We start from the raw sequence: 24,484 nt of genomic DNA, 5'->3' as shown, positions 1-24,484 counted from the left end.
CTTGTCGCCATGCAGCTTCAGGGGGTGGTGTTACCGGATTTCTGGGAATTCACGAATTCCCTGAAGTCGATGTCGGCGCCGAAGCCCCCCGCCGCGAGAACGACGCCGTATCGGGCGCGCCAGCGCATGAGGGCCCCCGAGCGGACGTTCCTTGCGAGGACGCCGAGCACGACGCCCTTCGGGCTCGTCACGATGCGCTCGACCTTCATCCCGACCTCGAACCGGGCGCCGAGCGCCCGCGCGCGTTCGTAGAGCGGAATGATGAGTCCCGCGCCGCTTCCGCTCCCGATGACGGCAGCTCTCGCGACGCTCGCCTCGATCTCTTTTTCGAGATGATCGGGCTTCCAGCGGACGCCCAACTCCTCTTCGGTCCATTCGTAGGTTTCAAGCGCCTTTTCCGCCAGGAGCCGGATGCGGCCCGGATGTCCGCAGTAGCTTTCCTTCAGCATGTCGGCGGCAAAGCGCTCTGTAGAATCGGCGATGCCGAGCTTCTCCTGCACGGGCGTCCCCGGGACCGACATGAGCCCCTGAGAAATGCCGGAATTGCCGCCGATGCTTCCCATCTTTTCGAGCACGATGACGCTCCTCCCTGCCTTTCTTGCTTCAACGGCTGCGGCAAGGCCGGCGGCGCCCGAGCCCACGATCACGACGTCGGCAGCACTTTCGGGAAGATCAGGAAAATTCTCCGGGAAGCTCCCGAAGCCGGTTTCGGGAGCGGGGAGCCTTGCTCCTGCTTCCCCGGCGGCGAGGAACGGGAAAAGCGAGGCCCCGGCAAGGATTCTTCTGCGGCGCATCACTTTTCCTCCCTGAGGATGCGCTTCACGCTCCTCACGGCCTGAGCAATGCCGGAGGCGCCCTTGACGCCGAGCTTTCTGCAGACCTCTCCGCGATGCACCTGCACGGTCTTCACGGATATGCCCCCGAGGCGCTCGCCCACCTCGCGGTTGAGAAGCCCCTCGGCAATGAGTTGAGCCACCTCGCGCTCGCGGTCCGTGAGGCTCTGCCAGCGCGCGATTTCTTCGCCCGGGTTCTTCGACGGGGGCTCGAGCGCTCCACCGCGCTCACGATCGCTTCCATGAGGCGCGCGCGGTCCGCCGTCTTCTGAATGAAGGCGGCCGCTCCCCGCCGCATCGTGTCGACCGCCATGTCGAGGTCTCCGTGGGCGGAGAGGAAAACAATCGGAAGGGTCATCCCGCGGCGATTCATTTCCTCCTGGAGCTCAAGCCCCGTCATGCCGTCCATCTGAACGTCAAGGAGCAGACACCCGGGGCGCGACGGCGAATCCTCCCGGAGGAACGCCTCTGCGCTCGGATACATCGCGCATTCGAATCCTTCCTGCCTCAGCATGAAGGCGAGCGATTCACGCATCCGCTCCTCGTCGTCGACGATGCGGATGAGAGGCGGTTCGTTGGTTTGAAAAGCATTCATCGGTTTTCTCCTCAATCAGCTCCTCTTTGCGTCTTTCGAATGCATGACCGGAAGCACTACAACTGCCGTGATGCCGTCGCCGCCCGAGCGCTCGAAGGAGAGCCTGCCCACGCAGTTTTCAGCGAGCGTGCGCACGATGGAAAGTCCGAGCCCGAGGCCTCCGGGCTTCGTCGACTTGAGAAGGCGCTTCCCGAGCGCTTCAAAGGCATCGTCCGAAATCCTCGGACCATTGTCCGAGACATGGAGCTCCAGCGTCGCTTCAGACGCGGGGCTTCCCGGAATGCGGATAAGCTCAACGAATACGCGCGGATCCTCAGCGTTTTTTGCGGCATCGACCGCGTTTGCAAGAAGGTTGATGATGATGAGCTCGAGGTCGAGAGGATCGATCCAGACCTCTCCCCGGTCGATCCGGCCGAGCGCGATCCGCGCAAGACGCCCGCGGCGGGTGGCGCGGAACTGCGTCACCGCATCGTGAAGGGCGTCGGAAAACTCGACCTCGCGGCGTTCGGATCGGCCCTGACTGTAGGTCCGCACGCGGTCGATAATGGCGGCAGCCCGCCCCGCCTCATCGTTGATGGATTCAACCGCCTTCGAGACCCCGTCGAGCGTTTCGGGCTCATCCTCGATCATGCGGATGGTTCCCCGCGAAAGGTTCTGAATGACGGCGAGAGGCTGCTTCATCTCATGCGCGACGATGGAGGAAATCTGCCCGACGGCCCCCGCGCGCTGAAGCTGGTCGAGGCGTTCGGTCATCTCGCGGGCATGGCGCTCGGCCGCCTGCTGTCCGGCATGGACGCGCTCGAGTTCCGCGGTTCTTCGTCTCACGAGCATTTCGAGAATCGCGCTGTGAGCGAGGAGACCGAGAAGCGCAACAACGGCAACAAGAATGAAGGGCCGGTACTCGTCCCAGACGCGCGAAAGCGTCCACTCGCGCAGATACGCATAGGCGCCGATCCGGAGGGTCTTCATCAGGTCCGTGTAGCTTGACGTGTTGGTCGAGACCGTCCAGTACTGTCCCCAGGCGTTCGCAGGCTTGGTGAGGAGCACCGCCGTCACGGCGCGCGCGGCATCCTGGGAGAGCCTTTCCGACGCGGCCACGGTCCACCCCGGATAAAGCGCCGTCGAATGCCGGCAGGCGAGACCGTCGCCGCGCTTCACGTCGAGCACGCGGATTTCCGCTTCAAAGGTGCGGTTTCCGGCCTTCCAGAGATCTTCGAGGAAGCACCCGCGAAGAATCCCCGCGTCCGCTCGGCCCGAAAGAACGTGCGAGAGGACTTCCTTCATGCGAAGCCTCGGCACCGTCTGAATGCTGCTGAAAAAATCATCCGGATCGGCATTTAGCCGCGCCACCTCGCGCTTCACTTCGAGAATGCCGGGCGAAGGCTCGTCGACGACCGCCGCAACGCGCTTCCCCCTGAGGTCCCTGAGCGTCTTCAGGTCCTCCCGGTCGCGCCGCACGATGAGGGCGGCGCCGAGCGACCGGCTCGAGTCGGGCGCCGCATCCGAAACAATGCTCGCGAGTTCGTGCAGCGAATTGGGAGCGCTGAAGGCAAGGAATGCGGCAGGCGCCACCACGAGGTCGACATTCTTTTCGGCGACCGACTTTTCAAGCGCTTCGGCCGAAAGAAAGTGCACGGAAAAGCGGTACTCGGGGAGCCGCCAGGCAAGGTAGCGGATCGATTCATCGACGAAGGCTCCGTCGTACCAGGGCGGAGAATAGGCGAGAAATCCCACGCGCACCTCCTCAACCCCGGCAGGATGCTCCGTCGTCCCGGACTGCGCTGTCCCCTCCGGAGCAGAAAACGTGGCGCGGCTCAGGGCGTCCGGTCCGTCCTGAAGCGCGGCAGGCGTTCCTTCCGCGCCGACAGAAAGAGAAATGGATAGAAAAAGGATGCCGAGCATCCTGAGAGGTCTGGGTCTCATCCGCATGATGACGGAAGTCTAGCCGCCCGGGCACAGTCTTTTGAAGATCTCTTTTTCCATTGAGAAAGCTCTGGGCGGACCGAAGTGGATTCTCTTCGACCTTAAGCAAATCTCCTAGGAGGTCCCCGGACGCAGAATGCGTTTCGTGATCAGAGGGAATTGAAAGCGTGATGCAGAATCGCGCGGACATCCCTCCGGAAGCAGATATCAAGAGCTGTCCTCCTCGAAGGAGGACGGCCGATCTCTTTAAAGGAGAGAAAGAAAATGACCGAAATGAATCGCCGCACGCTCCTCAAGGGCTCCGTCGCGATGGGCGCTGCCGCGCTCTTTGGCTCTGAAGCGGCTCACGCCGCCGGCGCCGTTGCGCTCCCGAAGAAGTGGGACGAAACGACCGAGGTTCTCGTGATCGGTTCGGGCTTTGCAGGTCTTGCCGCCGCCATTGAGGCGAAGAAGGCGGGCGCCAAGGTCGAGGTTCTCGAAAAGATGGCCATGCCCGGCGGCAACTCCATCATCAACGGCGGCATTCTGACGGCTACCGGGTGCCCCCAGCAGCTCAAACACGGCATTAAGGATTCGCCTGAGCTCCTCGCGCACGACATGCTCGTTGCCGGCCTCTATCTGAACGAGCCCGAAAAGGTGAAGCTCGTCGCCAACTCCGCGCTCTCCAACTACGAATGGACCGTGAAGGAACTCGGCGTCGAATACAACCAGGACGCGATCGGCCAGGAAGGCGGCCACAGCGTTCCGCGCTACGTCTTCACGAAGAATGGTTCGGGCTCGGGCATTGTCTCGAAGGAGCTCGAATACCTCGAAAAGCTCGGCGTCAAGGTCCGCACCCGCGTCTATGTGAAGCACCTCTTCCGCGACGCCTCGGGCCGCGTTCTCGGCGCTGAGGTTCAGGAAGGCTACCGCTTCCCGAAGGCCGACTCCGGCAAGACCAGGTTCATCCGCGCCACGAAGGCGGTCGTCCTCTGCTACGGCGGCTTCTCGCGCGACGTCGAATACCGCATGATGCAGGATCCGAAGCTCACCTCGAAGCTCGACAGCACGAACCAGCCGGGCGCCACTTCGGAACTCTGGCGTGAAACAAGCCGCATCGGCTGCGCTCAGATTCAGAACGACTGGATTCAGTGCACGCCGTGGAACAACCCCAAGGAAAAGGGCATGGGCATCGGCTGGACCTTCTCGCAGTCCGCTGCTGCTGAATACGGCCTCTGGGTTTCGACTTCCGGCAAGCGCTTCGTCAACGAACTCGCCAACCGCAAGGTCCGCGCAGACGCCATCATGGTCGAGCAGACGAACGGCTTCCGCGCCGTTTCGATCTGCACGAAGGCCAACACCAAGGCCTTTGAGGACGCTCGTCCGGGCATGCTCGCGAAGCTCCTTGAGCAAGGCATCGTAAAGGAATACAAGTCCCTCGCCGACATCGCCGCCGACTACAAGATGCCTGCCGACGTGCTCGCGAAGACGGTTGAAGACTTCAACAAGGCCGTGAAGGCGAAGAATGATCCGGAATTCGGCCGCTACATCAACAACGAGCAGGTTCCGCTTACGGAAGGCCCGTGGTATGCAAGCGAAATGAGCCCGAAGGTTCATCACTGCATGGGCGGCCTCGTCACCAACCTCAAGTGCCAGGTGATCGACATTTCCGATGGCAAGCCCGTTCCGGGCCTCTATGCCGCTGGTGAAGCGACTGGCGGCGTGCACGGCGCCGTGCGCCTCGGCTCCTGCGCCATTCTCGACTGCCTCGTGAACGGCCGCATCGCCGGCAAGGAAGCCGCCAAGGCCTGATGAAGCCTCTTATTCCCGCCCTTGGGCGACAGCCCCCGGGCGGGAATAAAGCGAATTTCCCCGCCGGGGCGGAAGGCCAATGAACCTCTCCGCCCCTTTTTCAAATGAAAAAGACCCTGATTCTTCTTGCGATGGCATTGGCTGCGCTTCCCTTCGCAGCCGACGCCAAGGGCTTTGCGGACTATCACACGGAAACGCTGAAGCTTCCGTGCACGACCTGTCACAAGACGCCCGACACAATGCCGACGACGGAAACCTGCACGGGCTGCCACCCGACCGACAAGCTCGTCGAGTCGACCAAGAACGTGAAGCCCACCAACCCGCACACGTCGCCTCACTACGGCGCGAAGCTCGACTGCGTCAACTGCCACGTGGGCCATGAACCGAGCGAAAACTACTGCGCTCAGTGCCACAGCTTCGACTTCAAGGTGCCTTAACCTTGAGGCGCAGCTGTTTCAAGAAAGAGCCCGGATGCGCCGGATAGCGCACCCGGGCTTTCCTTTCCCGGGAAATGCCGGACCGCCGGCGTCATGAACCCGACTCCGAAAGCCTTCCGGAATTCATGCGTTTCGGCGGCCAAAATGCGCCCCGGGCGGAGGCCGAGCTTAGATCGGAGTCCGGGATCCGGTCTTAACCTTGAGCGCATCTCTCTGACGGCTTTTCCCTGACTTAAAATTTAGCATAACATTTTTATTATTTCAATAAAGCATTTTAAAGGACGGCTCAGAGAGAGCCGTCCTTCCTGAATGCTTTATTCGCGTTCGAGCACCCGGCGGGCCACCTCGCCTTCAGCCGGCGTCATGCGCCTCGCAAGAAGCACAGGAAGCAGCATGAGAAGCGCGACCAATCCGAATGAAGCCGAGAGCCCCATTCCCTCGCCGATGAAGCCGAGGGTCGGGGGTCCCGCGAGAAAAGCGCCGTACCCCGCGCTCGAAAGAAGGCTCATCCGGGCTGCAGGGTCCCCCTCGCCCATTGCGGCACCGGCTGAGAGCGCAACGGGGAAGCCGAGCGCCGCGCCTGCGGCCCAGAAGACGACGCCCAGCATGACGAAGAGCGGGGCCTTAAAGAAAATAATGACGGTGAGTCCGATAAGCGCCAGAAGAGCGCTCCCCATGAGAACGCGCCTTTTCCCGAAGCGCCTGAGCCAGAAAGTGCCGGAGAAGCGCACGACGGCAAGGCCCGACGCAAAGACCGCAAAGGCGAGCGCCGCAAAGCTCGTCGACGCGTTCATCGATTCGCGAAGCAGTATCGGGAGCCAGTCGTTTGCCGTGCCTTCGCAGAGCGCGACCACGAAGACCACGATGACGGCGGTGATGAGGCCCCCCGTGATTCTAAGCTTCGGCTTCGCGGCGCCAGTCTTTTTCTGCGCTTCTTCGCCCGACGCCCGAACGAGCGCCTCGACTTCGCCAAGCCGCAGCGTGGAGAGAAGGAAAACCAGCGCCATCAGGCCGAGAGCCATGAGGAAGTGCGTCATCGGCGAAACCGCGAGATAGACGCAGCCGAAGCCGAAAAAGGCGCCGACAGCTTCGCCGAGACTGAAGCACGCATGAAGCGTCGTAAGAACCGGCTTCCCGCGCCGCGCTTCAATGACGCCCGCCGCGACATTCATCGCAATGTCGAGGAATACGGAGCCGAACCCCACGAGTCCGAGACCGAATGCCGTGACGACGCCTCCCGGGAGCGGCATGGGGAGAGCCAGCGGGAGCGCCGCAAAAAAGACGCCCAGAAGCATGAGGACTTCCCCGAGAAGCGTCATTACGCGCGCTCCCGCCCGATGAATCAGAACCGGCGCAAAGATGAGGGACGGAATGGAGCCGAGCGAAAGCCCGAGAAAAACGAGGCCCATTTCTGCAATCGAGAGCCCGAGCCCCTCGCGGATCGCGGGCGTCCGCGTGATCCAGGTTGCCATCAGAAAGCCGCCCGCAAAGAAGGCGGCAAAGAGCGCTTCGCGCGCACTGAAGGATCCGAAGGATCCTTTTGCTGCTTTTCGGAACATGCGTTGTCCTCCTGAATTTAAATATGTACGTACGTACCTAAAGCGAAGCGCATTCTACAGGTTTTCTTCTCGATATGCACGAGCGTACACTATCGGTAAATTTCTTTCGTCCATTCCTTTCCGAAGCGCTCTTCCCTTATGCCCGACGCATCTCAATCCGACCAGGCCGCCAAAGTGTCTGAACGCGCCGCCCGCCGCTACGACCCGGAGAGGCGCCGCCGCATCATTCAATCTGCGCTCGAGGTGATTGCCCGTCACGGCGTCGAAGGCGCGTCGATCCGTCTCGTCGCGAAGGAAGCCGACGTTCCGTTGGGCTCCATGACCTACCATTTCAGGGGCCGGGAGGAGCTTCTTTACGAAGCCATGCAGAGCTTCATTGAAGAGCTCTCAGTCATTACGTTCCCAAGGCTCGAGGCGGCGGGAAGCAGAGAGGAAGCGCTCGAAGTGCTCTCCGACTACCTCTGCTGGCCGGTAGACAAGCGCCTCCTTCTTCTCACGTACGAGCTCTATGCCTATGCGGCAAGAAATGATGCCGTGAAGCCCCTCGTCTCGGAATTTCACGAAAAAGTCCGCCGCGAACTCATGCGCTTCTTCCCGAAGCACGTGGCGAGCATTCTCGATGCCCTCATCGACGGCGCCTGCATTCACCGCGCGTACGACAAGCATCCGCCAAAGCGCGAGGAGTACCTTGAGGTGATCCGCCGGCTCGCCGGCATCTGATCGTTTCTCAGCCCTGAGAGCAAATTCAGACGAGAAGCTCCCAGGCGGTCTTGACGAAGAGAATCGAAAGAACGACCGCGATGATGGGGCGCACGATCTTCGTGCCGTTCTTCAACACCAGCCCCGCTCCGATGTAATGCCCGGCGATGGAAAAGCACCCGGCAATGAGGCCCAAAGCCCAGATCACCTCGCCCGAAAGCGCGAAGGTCGCAAAGGCAGCCAGGTTGCTCGAGAGGTTCACGGCCTTCATCTGGCCCGAGGCCTCCCGCACGCCCATGCGCGCGAGGATCGTGTATGAAAGGAGCATGAAGGTGCCCGCGCCCGGCCCGTAGAAGCCGTCGTAGGCGCCGCAGAGAAGCGACATGCCCCCCACGATGGCGAGGCGCTTGCTTTTATCCATCTCCTCGCCCTCGGAGGGAATCGCCGACTTTCTGAAGACGACGATGGCGGCAAAAGGGAGGAGCACGATGAGGATGTAGCGAAAGACCTCTTCGGGCACGAGAAGCGCGATCCGCGCGCCGACAGCGCTCCCGATGAAGGCGCAGAAGACGGCGGGAAGCGCTTCGCGCACCTTGAGGAACCCGGCCCGCCAGAGACGGAACGTTGAAACGCTCGTCCCGATCATGCTCGCCAGCTTATTGCTCCCCAATGCCATGTGCGCGGGAACGCCTGCAATAAGGAATGCCGGGAGCGTGATGAGGCCGCCTCCGCCGGCGATGGCGTCGACGAGGCCGCCTAGAAAGACGACCGGACAGACGATGAGGAGCGTCGTGAGAAAATCGAATTCCATTTTGCCTTGAGCCGAGGCGGAGCCGCTCAAAAGGAAAAAGTGGAGCGCCGTCTTCAGAGCAGGTTAAAACGTGGAGTGTTCGAAGACGGCCTTAAGCTCGGTAAATTCCTCGAGCCCGTAGATTCCGCCCTCGCGGCCGATGCCGCTCGCCCCGAAACCTCCGAAAGGAGCGGCGAGGTCGCGCGCGGCATCGTTAATGTACACGTTTCCGCTCCGGATCCTGCGGGCAAAATCGAGCGCTTCTTGCTTTGGTCCGAATACGGCACCGCAAAGTCCGTAGGGCGTGCCGTTGGCGATTTCCTCGGCTTCGTCGAGCGTACGGTAGGTGAGAACGGAAAGAACCGGCCCGAAAATCTCTTCCTGAGCGATCTTCATCTCCGGCCTCACTTTGACGAAAACGACCGGCCTGATGAAGTAGCCTTCCTTTTCTCCGGGGTCCTTCGGCACCTCTCCCGCAATCATTTCAGCGCCTTCAGCCAGTCCCGCTTCGATATAGCTCTTCACGCGCCGGAATTGATTGAGAGATACAACCGGTCCCACGCGGGTCGAGAGCACCTGCGGGTCGCCGACGGGATAATCCTTGAGCGCTTCAGTGAGAAGCGCCTTCGTTTCCCCGAGCATTTCCTCCGGAACGAGAAGCCTTGAGAGCGCCGTGCAGGTCTGTCCGGCATTAAGAAGCAGCGAGTCGAAGAGCTTCTTCGCGGCCGGCCTGTAGTCGGACATGCCGCGAAGCCACACGCAGGGCGATTTGCCGCCAAGCTCGAGCGCAATGCGCTTCAAATCCCCAGATGCAATCGAGCCGATCCGGCGGCCCACCCCGGTCGAACCCGTAAAGGACACCATGTCCACCCCGGGATGCGCCACCAGCGCCTCGCCCACGGTTTCGCCTCTCCCCTGAACGAGGTTGAAGACCCCCGGAGGAAGTCCCGCCTCGCGGAAGGCTTCGGCGAGAAGCGTCGCCGTAAGGGGCGTCAGTTCGCTCGGCTTCAGGGCCACCGTGCAGCCCATCAGTATGGCGGGCACTGCCTTCTGAATGATCTGCCCGAGGGGATAGTTCCAGGGCGTGATGGCCGCAACAACCCCCACGGGCTCCCGCGTCACGAGAGATGCCGGGAAGTGCTCCTCGAGCTTCATTTTCCGCGCGGCGTCAATGAAGGCTGCGGTGCGGCGCATCTGGTAGTCGCAGTGCTTCTTTCTCGCAAAGGCGGCCGGAGCGCCGAGTTCGGCGATTTCGAGGGCAACGATCTCTTCGGTCATGCCGCGGAAGATTTCAAGCATCCGCTCCATCAGGCGAATGCGCGCTTCAAGCGTCGTTTTCGACCATGCCGGAAAAGCCTTTCGCGCAGCTCTCACCGCACGATCGACGTCTTCGGCCGTTCCGTCCGGAACGCGTGCAATTGTCGAACGGTCGGCAGGATTTTCAACCGGAATGAAGGCTTCGCCCGAAGACTTCACCCATTCTCCGTCGATCAGCTGGCATTCGAAAAATTCGCGCATGACTTCTTTCTGCCTTTTCTCGCTTCTTGTGACTCTCGGGAGCCCGGAAGGAAAAGGGTCTTCGCTTCAGGCATCCCGCGGAACGGTTACCCGGCGAAGTTTACTTTCGTGAACCGGGAAATGCTTCGACGAAAAAATCATGAAAACCTCAACTTCCTATCAAGATTCCCGGGGAGCCCGCACCGCTCCGGCTTTTTGCGGCGCTTCTCTGACAAAAGACCGAAGAAGCTACGCCGTTCTGCAGAGGGAAGACGCGAAAGTCTTCGGTTAGGCTTGAAGGAACCTCCCTTTTCATTTTTTGGAACCTTCCACATGACTCAAGAGAACGTTCTTTCCCGCGCCGTTGAATTCGCGCAGACGCTCGTGCGCGTGCCTTCCGTTTCGGGGACCCCCGCCACGCACGACGTGATCAGGGCGGTCGAAGAGATCCTCAGCCGCTACAGCCGCTCGACCTCCCGCATCGCCGCTCAGTCGACCGGCGCTCCGGTGCTCCTTGCGCACTGCGGTTCGGACGCTCCCGATGCGCCCTCCCTCATGCTTTCAGGCCACATCGACGTCGTGCCGCCTGCCGGCATGACCGACCCATGGTCGGGGGAAATCAGGGACGGACGCCTCCTCGGGCGCGGCTCGACCGACATGAAGGGCGGAGCGGCCGCCGCAATCGCCGCCTTCTGCGAAGCGTCCAAAAAGGATCTGAAGGGAAGCCTCTGGCTCATTCTCTCCACCGATGAGGAGACGGACGTGAAGGGCGTCAAGGCCGCGCTCGAGGAACCGGGCGCTCCGCGTCCGGATCTCGCGATCATTGCCGAACCCACCGAACTCACGATCCGAAACGAACACCGCGGCGACGCCTGGGTGCGGGTCGACTTCAAGGGCCGGAGCGCTCACTCATCGCGCCCGCATCTCGGCGTCAACGCCATTGAGGCCGCCGCACTCTTCATCGTCCGCGCGAGAAAGCGCCTTCCTGAAATGCAGAAGGAAGGCCCCGGGATCGGCCCGCAGACCACCTCGATCGACATGGTTTCAGGGGGCGCCGCGCCCAATGTGGTGCCTGCAAGCTGCTCCGTCACGATCGACTTCCGCTACCAGGGCGAGGAATGCGGCAGGATCCAGGAGGAAAGAATCCTGCGCGTCGTCGAAGAACTCAGAAAAGATCCGGACTTCCCGCCCGTCGAGGTTTCAACCACGATCACGGGCGACTGGCCCGCGCTTTCCTCGTCCCTTGAAAACCCTGTCGCGCAGAAGGCAATTTCTGCCATTGAGGCCTCTCTCGGACACAAGGTCGAGGTGACCCCGATGTCGGGCTGGGGCGAAGGCGGCTACATGCACGCTTTTGGGATTCCGGCCTTCTATTTCGGCCCCGGCGAAGGAAAGCTCGCCCATACGCCGCAGGAATCCTCGCCGGTCTGGCACATCGAAAAGGCAGCTGAGGCAATCTACCGAGCCGTTATGGCGCACTGCGCCTGACTTTTGTGCGCTCCCGCGCCTCGATTTGGTGCGTCACTTCTGCGCCGGGAGCGCGCGTCCGGTCCATTCGATTTCTTTCAGAGAGTTCCTCTGCTGGCACGTTATTTGCTCAGTCTTTAAGCACGAACCGGCGCCTTTTCCCATTCAAGCCGGCGCATTCTTTCATGAACGGAGACCCGTTCCGGAGTTAAAAAATGAAATTTGCTCATGCCGCCATGGCGCTTGCCCTCTCGGGCGTGCTCGCCGGTCTTGCCGCCCAGCCCGCCGCTGCGAAGGAAGTGACCATTGCCGTTGCCTCCACCTTCACGACGATGGACCCCTATGATGCAAGCGACACGCTTTCCTACAGCGCCGCGAAGTCCATGTATGAAGGCCTTTTCGGCTTCGACAAGGACATGAAGCTTCAGAACGTCCTCGCTGAAGGCTACAAGGTGAGCGACGACGGGCTCGTCTACACCGTCACGCTCAAAAAAGGCATCAAATTCCACGACGGCACGGAATTCCAGGCCGACGCCGTGAAGGCGAACTTCGACCGCGTGACGAATAAAGCGAACGCCCTTCGCCGCTATACGCTCTACTACAACATTGCGAAGACGGAAGTCGTCGACCCCTACACGGTCCGCTTTACGCTCCACAAGCCCTTCTCGGCCTTCATCAACCAGCTTGCTCACGCATCGGGCGCCATGATCTGCCCGAGCGCCATTCAGAAGTATCCGGGCAAGGAACTCGCCTTCCATCCGTGCGGCACGGGTCCCTTCGTTCTCGACAAGTACAACCCGTCTGAAATCCTCCACGTCGTCAAAAACCCCAACTACTGGCAGAAGGGTCTCCCCAAGGTTGACGGCCTCACCTTCAAGCCCGTTCCTGAAAATTCCACCCGCGTCGCGATGCTGCGCACGGGCGAAGCTCACTACATCTTCCCCGTTCCGCCGGAACAGGTGAAGATTCTTGAGGGCGAAAAGAACCTTGTCGTCACGAAGGAGCCTTCGATCATCGAGCGCTACGTTGCCTTCAACATGACGAAGAAGCCCTTCGACAACCTGAAGGTCCGTCAGGCCCTCAACTATGCCGTCAACAAGCAAGCGCTCGCCAAGGTCGCCTTCAACGGCCTTGCCGACCCGACGAAGGGCATTGCCCCGAAGGGCGTTGAATTCGCCGACGAATACGGCGCCTGGCCCTATGACCCGAAGAAGGCCCGCGAGCTTCTGAAGGAAGCGGGCTACCCGAACGGCTTCTCGGCCACGCTCTGGTCGCTCTACAACCATACGACCGCGCAGAAGGTCATTCAGTTCCTGCAGCAGCAGTTCGCTCAGGTGGGCGTCAAGGTTTCCGTGATGGCCATGGAAGCGGGTCAGCGAACCGCTTATCTGCTGAAGAAGCCCGAGGAATCCCAGCTCAACATGGTCTATGCCGGCTGGTCCTCGTCCACGGGCGAACTCGACTGGGCCATTCGTCCGCTTCTCGGCACCGACTCCTGGGCGCCGGTCGCGAGCAACTTCGGCTACTACTCGAACAAGACGCTCGACGACAACTTCCGCGATGCGCTTCTCACGACCGACAAGGCAAAGAAGCAGGCCTTCTACTCCGTCGCTCAGAAGGCGACCTGGAACGACTGCCCGTGGATCTACCTCGTCACCGAGCAGAACGTTTCCGCTCACGTGAAGGGACTTTCGGGCTTCTACATCCAGCCCGATGCCGGGTTTGAATATTCACAGATTGAATTCAAGTAACCGGCATTCCTTCCGACGCCGCCCTTCATGAGGGCGATGAGGAACCCGGCGGCGGCAGACTTCTCAAAAGTCTGCCGCCTTTCTTTTCTGGCACCGGGTTTGCTTATAAATCTTAAGGAATGAACAAAAAAAGCCGGAGACCCGGCCAGGTCCTCCCCTCGGGATCTGCAGTCATCCGGTTCCCTCAGAAGCATACAAACGGGACCAAAGAAATGAAAACCATGCACGCCTCTCTTCTCGCACTTGCCCTCGCCGGCATCATGACCGCGGGCGCGAGCTCTGCACTCTCCGCGAAGGAAATCACGGTCGGCATCGCCTCAACCTTCACGACGATGGATCCGTACGATGCGGGCGACACGCTCTCGCAGACCGCCGCCAAATCCATGTACGAAGGCCTCTTCGGTCTCGACAAGGACATGAAGATCCGAAACGTCCTCGCCGAAAGCTATGACGTGAGCGCGGACGGCCTCGTCTACACGATCCATCTCAGAAAAGGCGTCATGTTCCACGACGGCACGGAATTTCAGGCCGATGCCGTGAAGGCAAATTTCGATCGCGTGACGAATAAGGAGAATGCGCTTCGCCGCTACTCCCTCTACAACAACATCGCGAAAACCGAAGTTGTCGATCCGTACACCGCGAGAATCACGCTTAAAAAACCCTTCTCCGCCTTCATCAACCAGCTCGCCCATCCGGCCGGCGTCATGATCTGCCCGAAGGCGCTTGCCGCTTATCCGGGAAAGCAGATCGCCTTCCATCCCTGCGGCACCGGCCCCTATACCGTGAAGGAATACAACCCGTCGGAAATCCTTCACGTTGTGAAGAACCCCAACTACTGGCAGAAGGGGCTTCCGAAGCTTGACGGCATCACCTTCAAGCCCGTCCCGGAGAATTCCACCCGCGTGGCGATGCTGCGCACGGGCGAAGCGCAGTTCATCTTCCCCGTTCCTCCGGAGCAGGTGAAGTCCCTTGAGGGCGAACCCGGGATCGACGTCACCGTCTCCCCCTCGATCATCGAGCGCTACATCGCCTTCAATACCAAGATGAAGCCTTTCGACAACCCGAAGGTGCGCATGGCGCTCAACTACGCCGTCAACAAGCAGGCGCTCTGCAAGGTGGCCTTCAACGGCTTTGCGGTCCCTGCGACGGGCCTTGCGCCCGAGGGCGTTGACTACGCGAAGCAGTTTGAAGCCATTCCCTATGATCCCAGGAAGGCGCGCGAACTTCTGAAGGAAGCGGGATACCCGAACGGCTTTACCGCCACTCTCTGGTCGCTCTACAACCATACGACTGCGCAAAAGGTGATCCAGTTCCTGCAGCAGCAGTTCGCGCAGGTGGGCGTCAAGGTTTCCATCATGGCGATGGAATCGGGCCAGAGAACGACCTATCTCTTGAAGAAGCCCGAGGAAGCAAAGCTCAACATGCTCTACACGGGCTGGTCCTCGTCCACGGGCGAACTCGACTGGGCCGTGCGTCCGCTTCTGGCCACCGAATCCTGGGCGCCGGTCGCCGGGAACTACGGCTTCTATTCGAACGCGGTGCTCGACAAAAACTTCGCGGAGGCGCTTCGCACCACGGACCGCGCAAAGAAGACCGAGCTCTACGATGCCGCTCAGAAGGCCGTCTGGGACGAAATGCCCTGGATCCCGCTCGTTGCCGAAAAGAATGTCTCCGCAAAGGTGAAGGGCCTCACGGGCTTTTACGTGCAGCTCGACGCGGGCTTCGACTACCTTGAGGCTGAGCTGAAGTAATTCCCGGGAAAATTCCTCTCTGACCAAATTAAGAGGCGGTCCCTGCAAAACGATGCAGGGACCGCCTCTTTCATTTTTGCCCATCGCTTATGCGATGCGGTTCATCCAGGGCAGCAGGGATTTTTTGCAGCAGGCAATCACGCCTTCGCCGCCGGCGGGAGATACGCGTCCCGCTTCTTTTCTACAATGAGCCAGAGGAAAAGCATGACGACGCTCGAGAAAAGCATGACGAGGCAGTACTTCCAGGCTTCGCCCATCACGAGAGGCACCAGAAGGGCGGACGAAATCCCGAATGCGCCCGTGAGCGAAAACTGCTGCACGGAGGCGGCGAGTCCGCGGTTCTTCGGGAAGTAGTCGAGATTCATCACGTTGATCGCCGGCCTAATCGCGGCCGCCGCGAGGTTGTAGAGAAGCGGCGGAAGAAGGAGAAGCGGGAAAGCGAGGGGGTGAACCCATTCCACCAGGGCGCCCGCGAGTCCGGAGAAAATCAGCAACGCAATGCCGCCGAAAATAAGCTTCCTCGTCCCGAGCTTTTCCATGAGGGAAGGTCCCATCCAGGCGCCCAGCATCGAGACCCCGACCAGGGGCACCATGAGGAGCCCGAACTGATCAACCCGAAGCTTCATCACGTGGATCACGAAGTCGGCGGCGCCCGCTGAATAGACGATGAGTCCCATGAAGCAGAAGCCGTGGGCAAGAACGCCCGCAACAAATGCAGGGTTGCGGAGAACCTTCCCGTAGTTCATGAGTGTGGTGGCCGGACGGAAGGAGGTGCGGCGGTCTTCCGGCAAAGTTTCCCTGAGGAAGATCATCACAATGAGGGCGAGGAGCGCGCCGAAGAACGCGAGAAACGCGAAAACGAAGCGCCAGCCGAAAAGAACGGTGAGTTCGCCCCCGACAATCGGCGCCATGCAGGGGCCGACCCCGAAGAGAATCGCTATGAGGGCGAGGATCTTTGCAGCTTCCACGCCCTGCCAGCGGTCGCGCACGATCGCCTGACAAATCACCGGACCCGCGGAAGCGCAGAGCCCCATCAGAAAGCGCCAGCCGTAGAGCACCTCAATCGAATTCGAAAACATGCACCCGATGGAGGCGAGCGCAAAGATGATCGTGGCGGCAATCAGCACCCGGCGGCGGCCGAAGGCGTCCGAGAGCGCGCCGATGAGAAGCGACGCGCAGGCAAAGGCAAGAAGGTAAAGCGAGAGCGACTGCTGCACCGCGATGGCGGATACGCCGAAGTCGCGCTCGATATCCCCGAAGGCCGGAACGTAGGTGTTGGCGGCAAAGGGACCGAGCGTTGCAACGGCGGCGAGCAGAATGCCGTCCGAGAGCTTCGGGGGATTCTTCTGAGCTGAAGAGGTCATGGGGAAAGGAATGCATGAGGCCGGGCGGGAAAGATTCGCCGGCGCATCCTAAAATTTTGCCTGCACTTCCATAGGCAGTCATTAGTTCAGAAGGCTGAAAACCCATGTATCGCGGTCGCTTTGCTCCCTCACCCACCGGCAGGCTTCATGCCGGAAGCCTCGCCGCAGCGCTCGCGAGCTGGCTCGATGCGCGCGCGCATGAGGGAACGTGGCTCCTGCGCATTGAGGATATTGATCCCCCGAGGGACATCCCCGGTGCGGGAGAAAGCTTCATTGAAGATCTGAAGCGCTTCGGGATGGAGTCGGACGAGCCCGTTCTCTGGCAGCACGACCGTTATCCCGCCTATGAAGAGGCGTTGAGACGCCTTGCAGAAAAGGGGCTCATCTACGGCTGCGCCTGCTCGAGAAAGGAAATCTTTGCTGAAGACCTCCGCCTCGGACTTCCCAAGGGGGTCTATCCGGGAACCTGCAGGAAGGGCACTCACGGGAAGCCCGTCCGGGCGATCAGATTCCGCGTGCCATCCGGTATTTTTTCCTTCCATGACCGGCGTCTCGGAGACTTCTCGCAGGATGTCGAGCATGAAGTCGGGGACTTCATTCTGAAGCGCGCCGACGGACTATGGGCCTATCAGCTTGCCGTCGTGACGGACGATATTTTCTCAGGCGTCACCGACATCGTTCGCGGGGCCGACCTCGTCGACAACACGCCGCGCCAGATTCTCCTCACGCGCGCGCTCGGAGGGACGCCTAACCGCTACATGCACATTCCCCTGGTTCTCAATGACGAGGGAGAAAAGCTCTCAAAGCAGGCGGGCGCCACTCCGGTAGACGTGTCGCGCCCGCTCGAGGCGCTCGAAGCCGCAGGCCGCCATCTCGGACTTCCCGCGATCGGCGCCGACAATCCTCAAGGCTATCTGCGCGCTGCGCTCCCCCTTTGGACGGAACGCTGGTGCCGATGATCGCACTCTTCTGAAGGAGAACTTCCCAATGGTCCGCCAGTCTCTCTGGATGCTCCTCGCGACATTCCTCTTTGCCGTCGTCGCGCTGCTCGTCAAGATGGCGTCGGACTTTTATTCCGTCTGGGAGATCATCTTCTACCGGAGCATCTTCGGGGTGGCGCTCTGCGGCTTCATTCTGAAAGAGAAGCATATTTCGCTTGAAACCTCGCATCCCTGGCGGCACCTCATCCGGTGCGCGATCGGCACGACCTGCATCACGCTCGGGGTCTATACGCTTTCCGTTCTGCCGCTCGGCACCGCTCAGACCTTTACCTACTCGTCGCCCCTCTGGTTCTGCCTCTTTCTTTCAATCTCGGCAGCCTTCGCGCGGCAAAAGCTTGAGAAGCCTCTGCTTCTCGCCGTTGCCGTCGGCTTCGGCGGCGTGCTGCTCATTCTGAGGCCGGACTTTCCGGAGGAGGAGCTCATCGGCGCGCTTGCGGGCGTGCTGGTCGGACTCACGGGCGGGGGCGCGGACTTCATGATCCGGGATCTCTCCCGGCATGCCGAACCTCCCGAGCGCATCGTCTTCTACTTCACCCTCACGGGAACGCTCGCTGGACTCATTGCCTCTGCGGTCACGGGCTTTTCGCCTCATACCCTTCAAGGAATTCTTCTCATCATCGGGATCGGCGCCGCAGCCACCTGCGCGCAGCTCTGCCTCACGATCGGATGGACCTACGGTCATCCGCTTCTCAATTCCGTCTACCAGTTTGCGGGCATCCCGTTCGCCGTGATCTTCGGACTCATCTTCTTCGGCGAGTCCCTCGACTTCATCTCGCTTCTCGGCATGGCGATTGTGACGCTCGCCGGGATGACGGCTTCGGTATTGCGTATTCAAGCTGAGAAGAGAGCACCCTCGCAGTCTGTCATAAGCCCATCCAAACGCTGAATCATCCATTTGATTTTCCTAATACTTTACTTCTGAAGCAGATTTTGGTGCTCCTGCTCGACTTCAGACTCGCATTCAGCAGAGGAAAAGTCCCGATGGCTATTCGAGGTTTGCGCGGATAGAGTGAAGGCTTTACCCGACCAAAAGGAGACCCCAATGCTTGTCAAGCGTACCGCAGCTGCAGCCGCAGCTTTCCTGACCGCCCTCTGCGCTCAGGCCGGAACAGATCCGGCAACGCTTCCGCTCGAAAAGCTTTCTGCCGACGTCATTGTGGTTGGCGCGGGCGGCACCGGCATGGCGGCCGCGGCTTCCGCAGCGGAGAACGGCGCTAAAGTGATCGTCCTGGAAAAACTCGGCATTATCGGCGGCAGCTCCGCACTTGCTGGCGGCGCCATTGCTGCGGGCGACTCCAACGCCCAGAAGCGGGCGGGCGAAAAAGACACGACGACTGAAGGCTTCATTGAGATCTGGCTCAATGACCAGAAGCGCTCCTACAAAGGGGGCGCCAAGGGTTATCCGGATGAAGCCGCCGTCCGCCGCATGGCAAAGGAATTCACCACGACCGTCAACTGGCTCGAGGACGTTGTGGGACACACCTTCGCCAAGCCCCGTCCCTTCGGCTACGGCGGCCCTGACTACGCGCACGCGCCCGCTGAATCTCCCGTCCCGGCTTCCGGCCGCGGCTCTTCGCCCGCCGGCGGACGATTCGTCATCAAGAACATCAAGACCTATCTCGACAAGATGGGCGTGCCCGTGCGCACTGGGACCCCTGCCGACAAGCTGATCGTCGCAGAGGATGGTTCAGTTAAGGGAGTTCTGGCGCACGACAAGGCGCACCGCTATGAAATCAGCGGCAAGGCGGTGGTGCTTGCCACCGGCGGCTTCGCCCACAACAAGGAAATGATGGAACGCCTCGTTCCGGACTTCGCGCCCTACACTGATATTTCTGTCGCGACCCCCGGAGCAACCGGCGACGGCATCCGCATGGCAATTGAAGCGGGCGCTGAAGAATTCAAGGACGCCTGGGTGATCGGTCTCTACGTCAACGGCACGAAGCCCGGACTTTCGAAGAGCTTTACGTCGAAGGACAAATACAAGGACCGCGTCTTCGTGAACGAAAAGGGCGTTCGCTTCGTCAATGAAGATCTCCCTTATCTGACTGATCCGGTGGCGATGCAGAAGGCGGTCTGGGCGATCGTCGACAGCAGTGATCCTGAAAAGACGAAGGCGCTCGAAGCGTTCAACGATCCCAGCATCTCCGTTAAGGGCAGCACCTGGGAAGAGCTCGCAAAGAATATGGGCGTTCCGGCTGACGCGCTTAAGCACACCATGACTGCCTACAACGAGGCTTCGCGCACGGGCGACGACAAAGCGTTCGGCAAACCCGCCAAGTTCCTGAAGGCATTCGAGAAAGCACCCTTCTATGCGGTCCGCGTTGTCCCGCAGACGGGCGGCACCATGGGCGGCGTCAAGGTGAACGAGAAGTTCCAGGTCCTGCGCGACGACGGTTCCGTGATCAAGGGGCTCTACGCGGGCGGCGAAGTCATCAACCGCCCCTACTACAACCGCGTCTACACCTCAGGCACCGGTCTCGGCATTGCCTACACGTCTGGACGAATTGCCGGCAAGAACGCAGCAGCTGAGCGCTGATCCGCAGTCTTTATCATTCTTTAACGAACCGGGCAGAGAGTGCATCATGACTCTCTGCCCGGTTTATTTTTAAGCGGTTGATCCTTCAAGTCCGACTGATCTACACAGTCGAACCTGATGTGGCACCATTTGGCAATCAACCTTTCGTTTGCCGTTTTCTTCTAATCCTCACAATGAAATTCTCGCGCAGCGTACGCCGCATTGCCGCCGTCCACGATCTCTCAGGCGTCGGCCGCGTCTCCCTCACCGTCGTCATACCGATTCTTTCCACGATGGGCTTCGACGTGTGCCCGCTTCCGACGGCAATCCTCTCGAACCACACGCAGTACGAGAACTTTACGTTTCTTGATCTCACGGACGAAATGCCGGCGATCATTGATCACTGGGAAAAGCTCGGCGTCGACTTTGAAGCCATCTATACCGGATACCTCGGATCTCCTCGCCAGATCAGGATCGTCGCCGACTTCATCGAACGCTTCAGGACGACCGATACGCTCGTCGTTGTGGATCCCGTGCTTGGAGACAACGGCCGGCTCTACAACAAAATTACTGATGAGATGGTGAGCGAGATGCGAACGCTCGCCGCCCGCGCCGACGTCCTCACGCCCAACCTCACCGAACTCTTCGCGCTCTTAGGCGAACCTTTCCGCCCGGAATGCACTGACGACGAGTTGAAGGCCGCCATCACGGAACTCACGAACTCCGGCCCCGACACCGTCATCATCACCGGCGTTCCGGTGCAGGGAAAGCCCAATCTCACATCGGTCATTGCCCGGAGCCGCACGGACGGCCGCACCTGGAAAGTCACCTGTCCCTACCTCCCGGCCCACTATCCCGGCACGGGCGACGCCTTCACGAGCGTCATCACGGGAAGCCTCCTTCAGGGGGACAGTCTCCCCATTGCGCTTGATCGAGCGGCGCAGTTCATCCTGCAGGGAATCCGCGCCACCTTCGGCTACCAGACCGACAACCGCGAGGGGATTCTGCTCGAGCGCGTGCTTCAGAACCTGTCGCTCCCGATTCAATCGGCCACTTACGAGCTTGTCTGAAGAAAGCACGAAAAAAAAAGCCTCATGCAGCACCCGCCCGCAGAAGCGGAAGCCGCATGAGGCCCGAGACTCAGACTTCTATGAAGTGCAATCAGGCGGCAAGACGATTTCTCGCGATCGTCACCCAGATGGCCGCCCCCGTTGCGAGCACGCGGTCGTCGAAGTCAAAGCACGGATTGTGCAGATTCTTCGCTCCGTAGGGCGCCTGGCCGCCCAGGAAGCAGTAAGCGCCGGGAACCTCCTGAGAGAGGTAGGAGAAGTCTTCGCTCGCCATCTGCGGAAGCTCCGCAAAATCAGCGTTGGCGTCGCCCACGACCTCGCGCGCAGCAGCGAGATAGGCGTCCGAAAGCTTCGGGTCGCTCATGAGGACTGCCGCAATCGGATCAAACTCCACTTTGGCTGTGACGCCGCAGGAGATGGCAATGTGTTCAGCCACTTCACGGATGCGCTTTCTCAGAAGTTCGCCCGTTTCATTCGAGAAGAAGCGCGTGCAGCCGCCGATTTCCGCCGTTTCCGGAATGACGTTGAATGCGGACCCCGTATGGATCTTCGTTACCGAAATCACTGCCGGGTCAAGCGGCGCAATGTTTCTCGAAGCGATCTGCTGGAGCGCCGTCACAAGAAGCGACGCCGCGAGAACCGGATCGGCGGAAAGATGAGGGGCAGACGCGTGCGAGCCTCTGCCCTTCAGGTGAATGCTGAAGAAGTCCTGACCCGCCATCGTGGCACCGTGGCGGCAGCGGACCTGGCCCACGGGGACGTCGGTCCAGTTGTGCATGCCGTAGATTTCATCGCAGGGGAAGCGCTTGAAGAGTCCGTCCTTCATCATCTCAAGCGCGCCGCCCGCGCCTTCCTCGCCCGGTTGGAAGATAAGGACGACCGTGCCCTTGAAGTCGCGGTGCTGAGAGAGGTACTGGGCAGCCGCAAGAAGCATCGTCATATGGCCGTCATGGCCGCAGCCGTGCATCTTGCCCTGATTCTGGGACTTCCATTCGCAGCTTCCTTCCTCAGGCATCGAGAGCGCATCCATATCGCTTCTGAGCGCAATCGTGCGCCCGGGACCGAGATTCCCGTGAATCACGCCGACAACGCCCGTGCGGCCGACATGTTCCGTCACCTCAATGCCCCAGCTTTTGAGCTTTTCAGCGACGACGCCGGAGGTCCAGACCTCCTCGAGACCGAGTTCAGGATGGCGGTGAAACTCGTGACGCCACTTTGCATATTCCGCTTCGTGCGAACGAAGTTCCTCAAGCACTGACATTTCTGTGTATTCCCTTCTTGGAGAAATGCCCGGGGGACTTGATCCGGCTCCCGGGCAATGGAAAATTTGGGTCTTTAAGGACGCTCAGCGAACGATGCGCGGAGGCCTTGCGAGCCTTGCCATCGAGGAGTCGTCGGGCTCCTCTGCGCCTGCCGACTCGTAGGGCGTATCGTCCTCGTCGTCTTCGCTCACGATCCGGTCGGCAATTTTGAGGAAGGGCGGCACGAGCGATTCCGTACCGTCGTCTTCCATTGCCTCGAGCTCCGACTCCGTCGGCTCATGAACATCGAGGACCTTGACGGCGAACTGCAGGCCGATGCCGGCAAGCGGGTGATTGGCTTCAAGCACCACCATGCCTTCAGCGATATCCGTCACGCGCCACGTGCGTCCGTCGGGGACTTCCCCCGGCACTTCATCAACGACTGCTCCGGGTTCAAGAATCTCCGGATGCGCGAAATTCTCTGCGGGAATCAGCTTGATCGCTTCCGCGTCGTATTCGCCGAAGGCATCCTCGGGTTCAAGATGGATCGAAAAGCCTTCCCCGGCGAAGCGCCCTTCAAGTGCCGCCTCAAGCTTCGGGAAAATATCGCCGTTTCCGTGGAGATAGACAATCCCCTCCGGGGGCGTTTCTTCAAGGGTCTTGCCCGTCATGTCGGCCATCAGGACCGAGAGCGTAACGAGCATGCCTTTGCGAATGCTTTCTGCCATATGAATCTATTGCGAACTAAAAATGAGTTGAAAATCAATTGCGCTCAAACGCAAGCTTTATGCCGAAAAGAATGAGAACGGCGCCTGTCGTGCGGTTGAGCCAGCGTCGGAATGAGGGACGCTCGAAAACCGGCCGGATTTTCTCCATCAGGAGAACAAGGGTCGTGAGCCAGAGGATGCCGAGCACCGACCACGTGAGCCCCAGAAGCGCAAGCTGAGGCGCCGCGGGGAGCTTCGGATCGATGAACTGCGGGAAGAACGTGAGGACGAAGACCACAACCTTCGGATTGAGGAGATTGCAGAAAAGGCCGCTTCTGAAGGCCGCAAGCCCGTTCTTCCTCGATTCTTCAACGGCAGCCATTTTTTCGGCCGCATTCGGAACCTCAGGCTTCTTCTGAAAGGACTCCCGAATCGCCCCGATGCCGAGCCAGAAAAGATAGACGGCGCCCGCCCACTTGAGAATGTTGAAGAGCTCCTCACTTCCCATGATGAGCGCGGAGATGCCGAGAATCGCGGCGGTGGTATGGACCGCCACGCCCAGATTGACGCCGAGAAGGCAGAGAATGCCGGCCCGTCGTCCGTGCACGAGGGTCGTTCTTACCGTAATGGCGAAGTCCGGCCCGGGAAGGAGCGTAATCACAACCACCGCCGGGATGAAGAGCAGGTAATCGTTCCAGTTGATCACAGCGAAAAATCCTTCTTCCAGACAAGTTCGGCATCCCTCGCTCCCGGGAAGAAGAGTCCGGCAGCGAGCACGAGAAGATTAACGAGCGGAATGCCGACAAGAAGCGCCCAGCCGCCCGAAATTCCGCAGTCGTGGCAGCGCCTAGCCGTCAGAACAAAGAGCGCAAAGTACCAGAATCCGGAAGCCCAGCTGTAGACCATGGCAATGCGCAGAAGCGCCTTGTCCGAGATCCACTCGGCGTCCGCTATGGGATCCATCAGCAGCCAGGCTGCCGCCCCCAGGGACGCCCAGATGATGAGGCCCCGGGCAAAGGCAGTGCGGTCGGCGCGAACCTGGGGATTGAAGACGCGCAGAAAAAAGAGCCCCAGCCAGGCAAACGCGGACACTGCCGGCATCAGGCCGGAACCCGCTCGATCAAATACTGCGCAACGGTCCATCTGAGGCACGCTCCCTCAGAGCATCAGAATCCGACGCTTCCAGAGTTCGAATTCCTCTGCGGTGATTTTCTCTTTTGCAAGAAGACGGCGGATTTTCTCAATCGCCTGAGCCTTTACCTGAGTCTGAAGCGCACAGGAAAGCTGCGGTATGTCGATGGCGGCCTGCCGGTAGATGAGGCCGCAGGGGGATGTGTCTGAGAGCGGCCCCGGAGCTTCCCTGGCGGATTCTCCGGACGCCGTCCCGGGAGCCCCCTCGGCCCGGGCTGCCGCCCGGGCTTCATTGAGTTCCGCCTCGGTATGGAGGCCGAAGGTATTGAGCACCTTCGTCATGAAGGAAGCCATGGCGGAAC

Annotated in this window: 23 protein-coding genes; 10 read left to right on the top strand and 13 right to left on the bottom strand. The window is 60.5% G+C overall.

Translation table 11 applies throughout. From position 1 onward, the window contains the following. Positions 1-17: 17 nt before the first annotated feature. Genes Q0106_RS07220 through Q0106_RS07205 form a run of 4 tightly spaced genes read right to left on the bottom strand, consistent with a single transcriptional unit; the run spans position 18 to position 3,330 of the window. Positions 18-794: an FAD-dependent oxidoreductase gene (locus tag Q0106_RS07220; protein ID WP_297610888.1), complete on the bottom strand. Its 777-nt coding sequence runs from the start codon at positions 792-794 to the stop codon at positions 18-20. Continuing rightward, positions 794-976, bottom strand: coding sequence for a LuxR C-terminal-related transcriptional regulator (locus tag Q0106_RS07215; RefSeq protein ID WP_297610885.1), 183 nt, complete (start codon positions 974-976; stop codon positions 794-796). Before Q0106_RS07215 ends, Q0106_RS07220 begins: the two co-directional genes overlap by 1 nt. Then, positions 907-1,428 (bottom strand): response regulator transcription factor, encoded by a 522-nt coding sequence (locus Q0106_RS07210; RefSeq protein ID WP_297610883.1) that lies wholly within the window; start codon positions 1,426-1,428, stop codon positions 907-909. Before Q0106_RS07210 ends, Q0106_RS07215 begins: the two co-directional genes overlap by 70 nt. A gap of 15 nt (positions 1,429-1,443) precedes the next feature. Further along, complete coding sequence (locus Q0106_RS07205) at positions 1,444-3,330, bottom strand: PhnD/SsuA/transferrin family substrate-binding protein (RefSeq protein ID WP_297610881.1); 1,887 nt, start codon at positions 3,328-3,330, stop codon at positions 1,444-1,446. A 285-nt stretch (positions 3,331-3,615) separates the two neighbouring features. Between Q0106_RS07205 and Q0106_RS07200 the strand changes: the two genes are divergently transcribed. Beyond that, positions 3,616-5,142 (top strand): flavocytochrome c, encoded by a 1,527-nt coding sequence (locus Q0106_RS07200; RefSeq protein WP_297610879.1) that lies wholly within the window; start codon positions 3,616-3,618, stop codon positions 5,140-5,142. Positions 5,143-5,246: 104 nt separating this feature from the next. Next, a complete protein-coding gene (locus Q0106_RS07195; RefSeq protein WP_152158675.1) occupies positions 5,247-5,579 on the top strand; it encodes a cytochrome c3 family protein in 333 nt (110 codons plus the stop codon). Between the two features lie 314 nt (positions 5,580-5,893). Here the strand turns inward: Q0106_RS07195 and Q0106_RS07190 are convergent, their stop codons facing one another. Next, entirely contained in the window at positions 5,894-7,138 is a 1,245-nt protein-coding gene (locus tag Q0106_RS07190; RefSeq protein WP_297610877.1) for an MFS transporter, read from the bottom strand. 138 nt (positions 7,139-7,276) lie between these two features. Here Q0106_RS07190 and Q0106_RS07185 point away from each other — a divergent pair, with 138 nt between their 5' ends. After that, positions 7,277-7,858 (top strand): TetR family transcriptional regulator, encoded by a 582-nt coding sequence (locus Q0106_RS07185; protein ID WP_297610875.1) that lies wholly within the window; start codon positions 7,277-7,279, stop codon positions 7,856-7,858. A gap of 25 nt (positions 7,859-7,883) precedes the next feature. Here the strand turns inward: Q0106_RS07185 and Q0106_RS07180 are convergent, their stop codons facing one another. Both Q0106_RS07180 and Q0106_RS07175 read right to left on the bottom strand, forming a co-directional pair. Next, the gene (locus Q0106_RS07180; protein ID WP_297610872.1) at positions 7,884-8,648 is read right to left on the bottom strand and encodes a TSUP family transporter; all 765 of its coding nucleotides are present in this window, start codon (positions 8,646-8,648) and stop codon (positions 7,884-7,886) included. A 63-nt stretch (positions 8,649-8,711) separates the two neighbouring features. Beyond that, entirely contained in the window at positions 8,712-10,145 is a 1,434-nt protein-coding gene (locus tag Q0106_RS07175; protein ID WP_297610869.1) for an aldehyde dehydrogenase family protein, read from the bottom strand. A 312-nt stretch (positions 10,146-10,457) separates the two neighbouring features. Here Q0106_RS07175 and Q0106_RS07170 point away from each other — a divergent pair, with 312 nt between their 5' ends. The 3 genes from Q0106_RS07170 to gsiB (Q0106_RS07160) all read left to right on the top strand — a co-directional run bounded on the left by Q0106_RS07170 (position 10,458) and on the right by gsiB (Q0106_RS07160) (position 15,093). Further along, positions 10,458-11,612, top strand: a complete 1,155-nt coding sequence (locus Q0106_RS07170) for a M20/M25/M40 family metallo-hydrolase (protein WP_297610866.1) — start codon at positions 10,458-10,460, stop codon at positions 11,610-11,612. A gap of 194 nt (positions 11,613-11,806) precedes the next feature. Further along, positions 11,807-13,342 (top strand): glutathione ABC transporter substrate-binding protein GsiB, encoded by a 1,536-nt coding sequence (gsiB, locus tag Q0106_RS07165; RefSeq protein ID WP_297610863.1) that lies wholly within the window; start codon positions 11,807-11,809, stop codon positions 13,340-13,342. Between the two features lie 212 nt (positions 13,343-13,554). Continuing rightward, positions 13,555-15,093 (top strand): glutathione ABC transporter substrate-binding protein GsiB, encoded by a 1,539-nt coding sequence (gene gsiB / locus Q0106_RS07160; protein ID WP_297610860.1) that lies wholly within the window; start codon positions 13,555-13,557, stop codon positions 15,091-15,093. A 137-nt stretch (positions 15,094-15,230) separates the two neighbouring features. Here the strand turns inward: gsiB (Q0106_RS07160) and Q0106_RS07155 are convergent, their stop codons facing one another. Then, positions 15,231-16,457, bottom strand: a complete 1,227-nt coding sequence (locus tag Q0106_RS07155) for a multidrug effflux MFS transporter (protein ID WP_297610856.1) — start codon at positions 16,455-16,457, stop codon at positions 15,231-15,233. A 104-nt stretch (positions 16,458-16,561) separates the two neighbouring features. On the opposite strand from Q0106_RS07155, the gene gluQRS reads away from it, so the two are divergent. From gluQRS to Q0106_RS07135, 4 genes are all read left to right on the top strand, one after another. Next, on the top strand, positions 16,562-17,416 hold the full coding sequence (gene gluQRS / locus Q0106_RS07150; RefSeq protein WP_297610853.1) for a tRNA glutamyl-Q(34) synthetase GluQRS: 855 nt from the start codon (positions 16,562-16,564) through the stop codon (positions 17,414-17,416). A gap of 28 nt (positions 17,417-17,444) precedes the next feature. Then, positions 17,445-18,344 carry a DMT family transporter gene (locus Q0106_RS07145; protein ID WP_297610850.1) on the top strand — a complete coding sequence of 300 codons (900 nt, stop codon included), beginning with the start codon at positions 17,445-17,447 and terminating at the stop codon, positions 18,342-18,344. A gap of 156 nt (positions 18,345-18,500) precedes the next feature. Further along, positions 18,501-19,994: an FAD-dependent oxidoreductase gene (locus Q0106_RS07140; protein ID WP_297610848.1), complete on the top strand. Its 1,494-nt coding sequence runs from the start codon at positions 18,501-18,503 to the stop codon at positions 19,992-19,994. 173 nt (positions 19,995-20,167) lie between these two features. Beyond that, positions 20,168-21,043: a pyridoxamine kinase gene (locus Q0106_RS07135; RefSeq protein WP_297610846.1), complete on the top strand. Its 876-nt coding sequence runs from the start codon at positions 20,168-20,170 to the stop codon at positions 21,041-21,043. A 91-nt stretch (positions 21,044-21,134) separates the two neighbouring features. Here Q0106_RS07135 and Q0106_RS07130 read toward each other — a convergent pair whose 3' ends face one another. The 5 genes from Q0106_RS07130 to Q0106_RS07110 all read right to left on the bottom strand — a co-directional run bounded on the left by Q0106_RS07130 (position 21,135) and on the right by Q0106_RS07110 (position 24,476). After that, positions 21,135-22,304 (bottom strand): M20 aminoacylase family protein, encoded by a 1,170-nt coding sequence (locus tag Q0106_RS07130; protein WP_297610843.1) that lies wholly within the window; start codon positions 22,302-22,304, stop codon positions 21,135-21,137. Positions 22,305-22,388: 84 nt separating this feature from the next. Continuing rightward, positions 22,389-23,012, bottom strand: coding sequence for a hypothetical protein (locus Q0106_RS07125; RefSeq protein WP_297610840.1), 624 nt, complete (start codon positions 23,010-23,012; stop codon positions 22,389-22,391). Positions 23,013-23,046: 34 nt separating this feature from the next. After that, positions 23,047-23,697, bottom strand: a complete 651-nt coding sequence (locus Q0106_RS07120) for a LysE family translocator (RefSeq protein WP_297610837.1) — start codon at positions 23,695-23,697, stop codon at positions 23,047-23,049. Beyond that, positions 23,694-24,092, bottom strand: coding sequence for a DUF805 domain-containing protein (locus Q0106_RS07115; RefSeq protein WP_297610835.1), 399 nt, complete (start codon positions 24,090-24,092; stop codon positions 23,694-23,696). The genes Q0106_RS07120 and Q0106_RS07115 overlap by 4 nt, the downstream gene beginning before the upstream one ends. A 57-nt stretch (positions 24,093-24,149) precedes the next feature. Next, complete coding sequence (locus tag Q0106_RS07110) at positions 24,150-24,476, bottom strand: SHOCT domain-containing protein (RefSeq protein WP_297610832.1); 327 nt, start codon at positions 24,474-24,476, stop codon at positions 24,150-24,152. Between the last annotated feature and the right edge of the window lie 8 nt (positions 24,477-24,484).

The sequence above is a fragment of the uncultured Sutterella sp. genome, from assembly GCF_937923675.1.
In the GTDB taxonomy this organism is placed as follows: domain Bacteria; phylum Pseudomonadota; class Gammaproteobacteria; order Burkholderiales; family Burkholderiaceae_F; genus Sutterella.
This window is presented reverse-complemented; position numbering and strand designations above follow the sequence as displayed.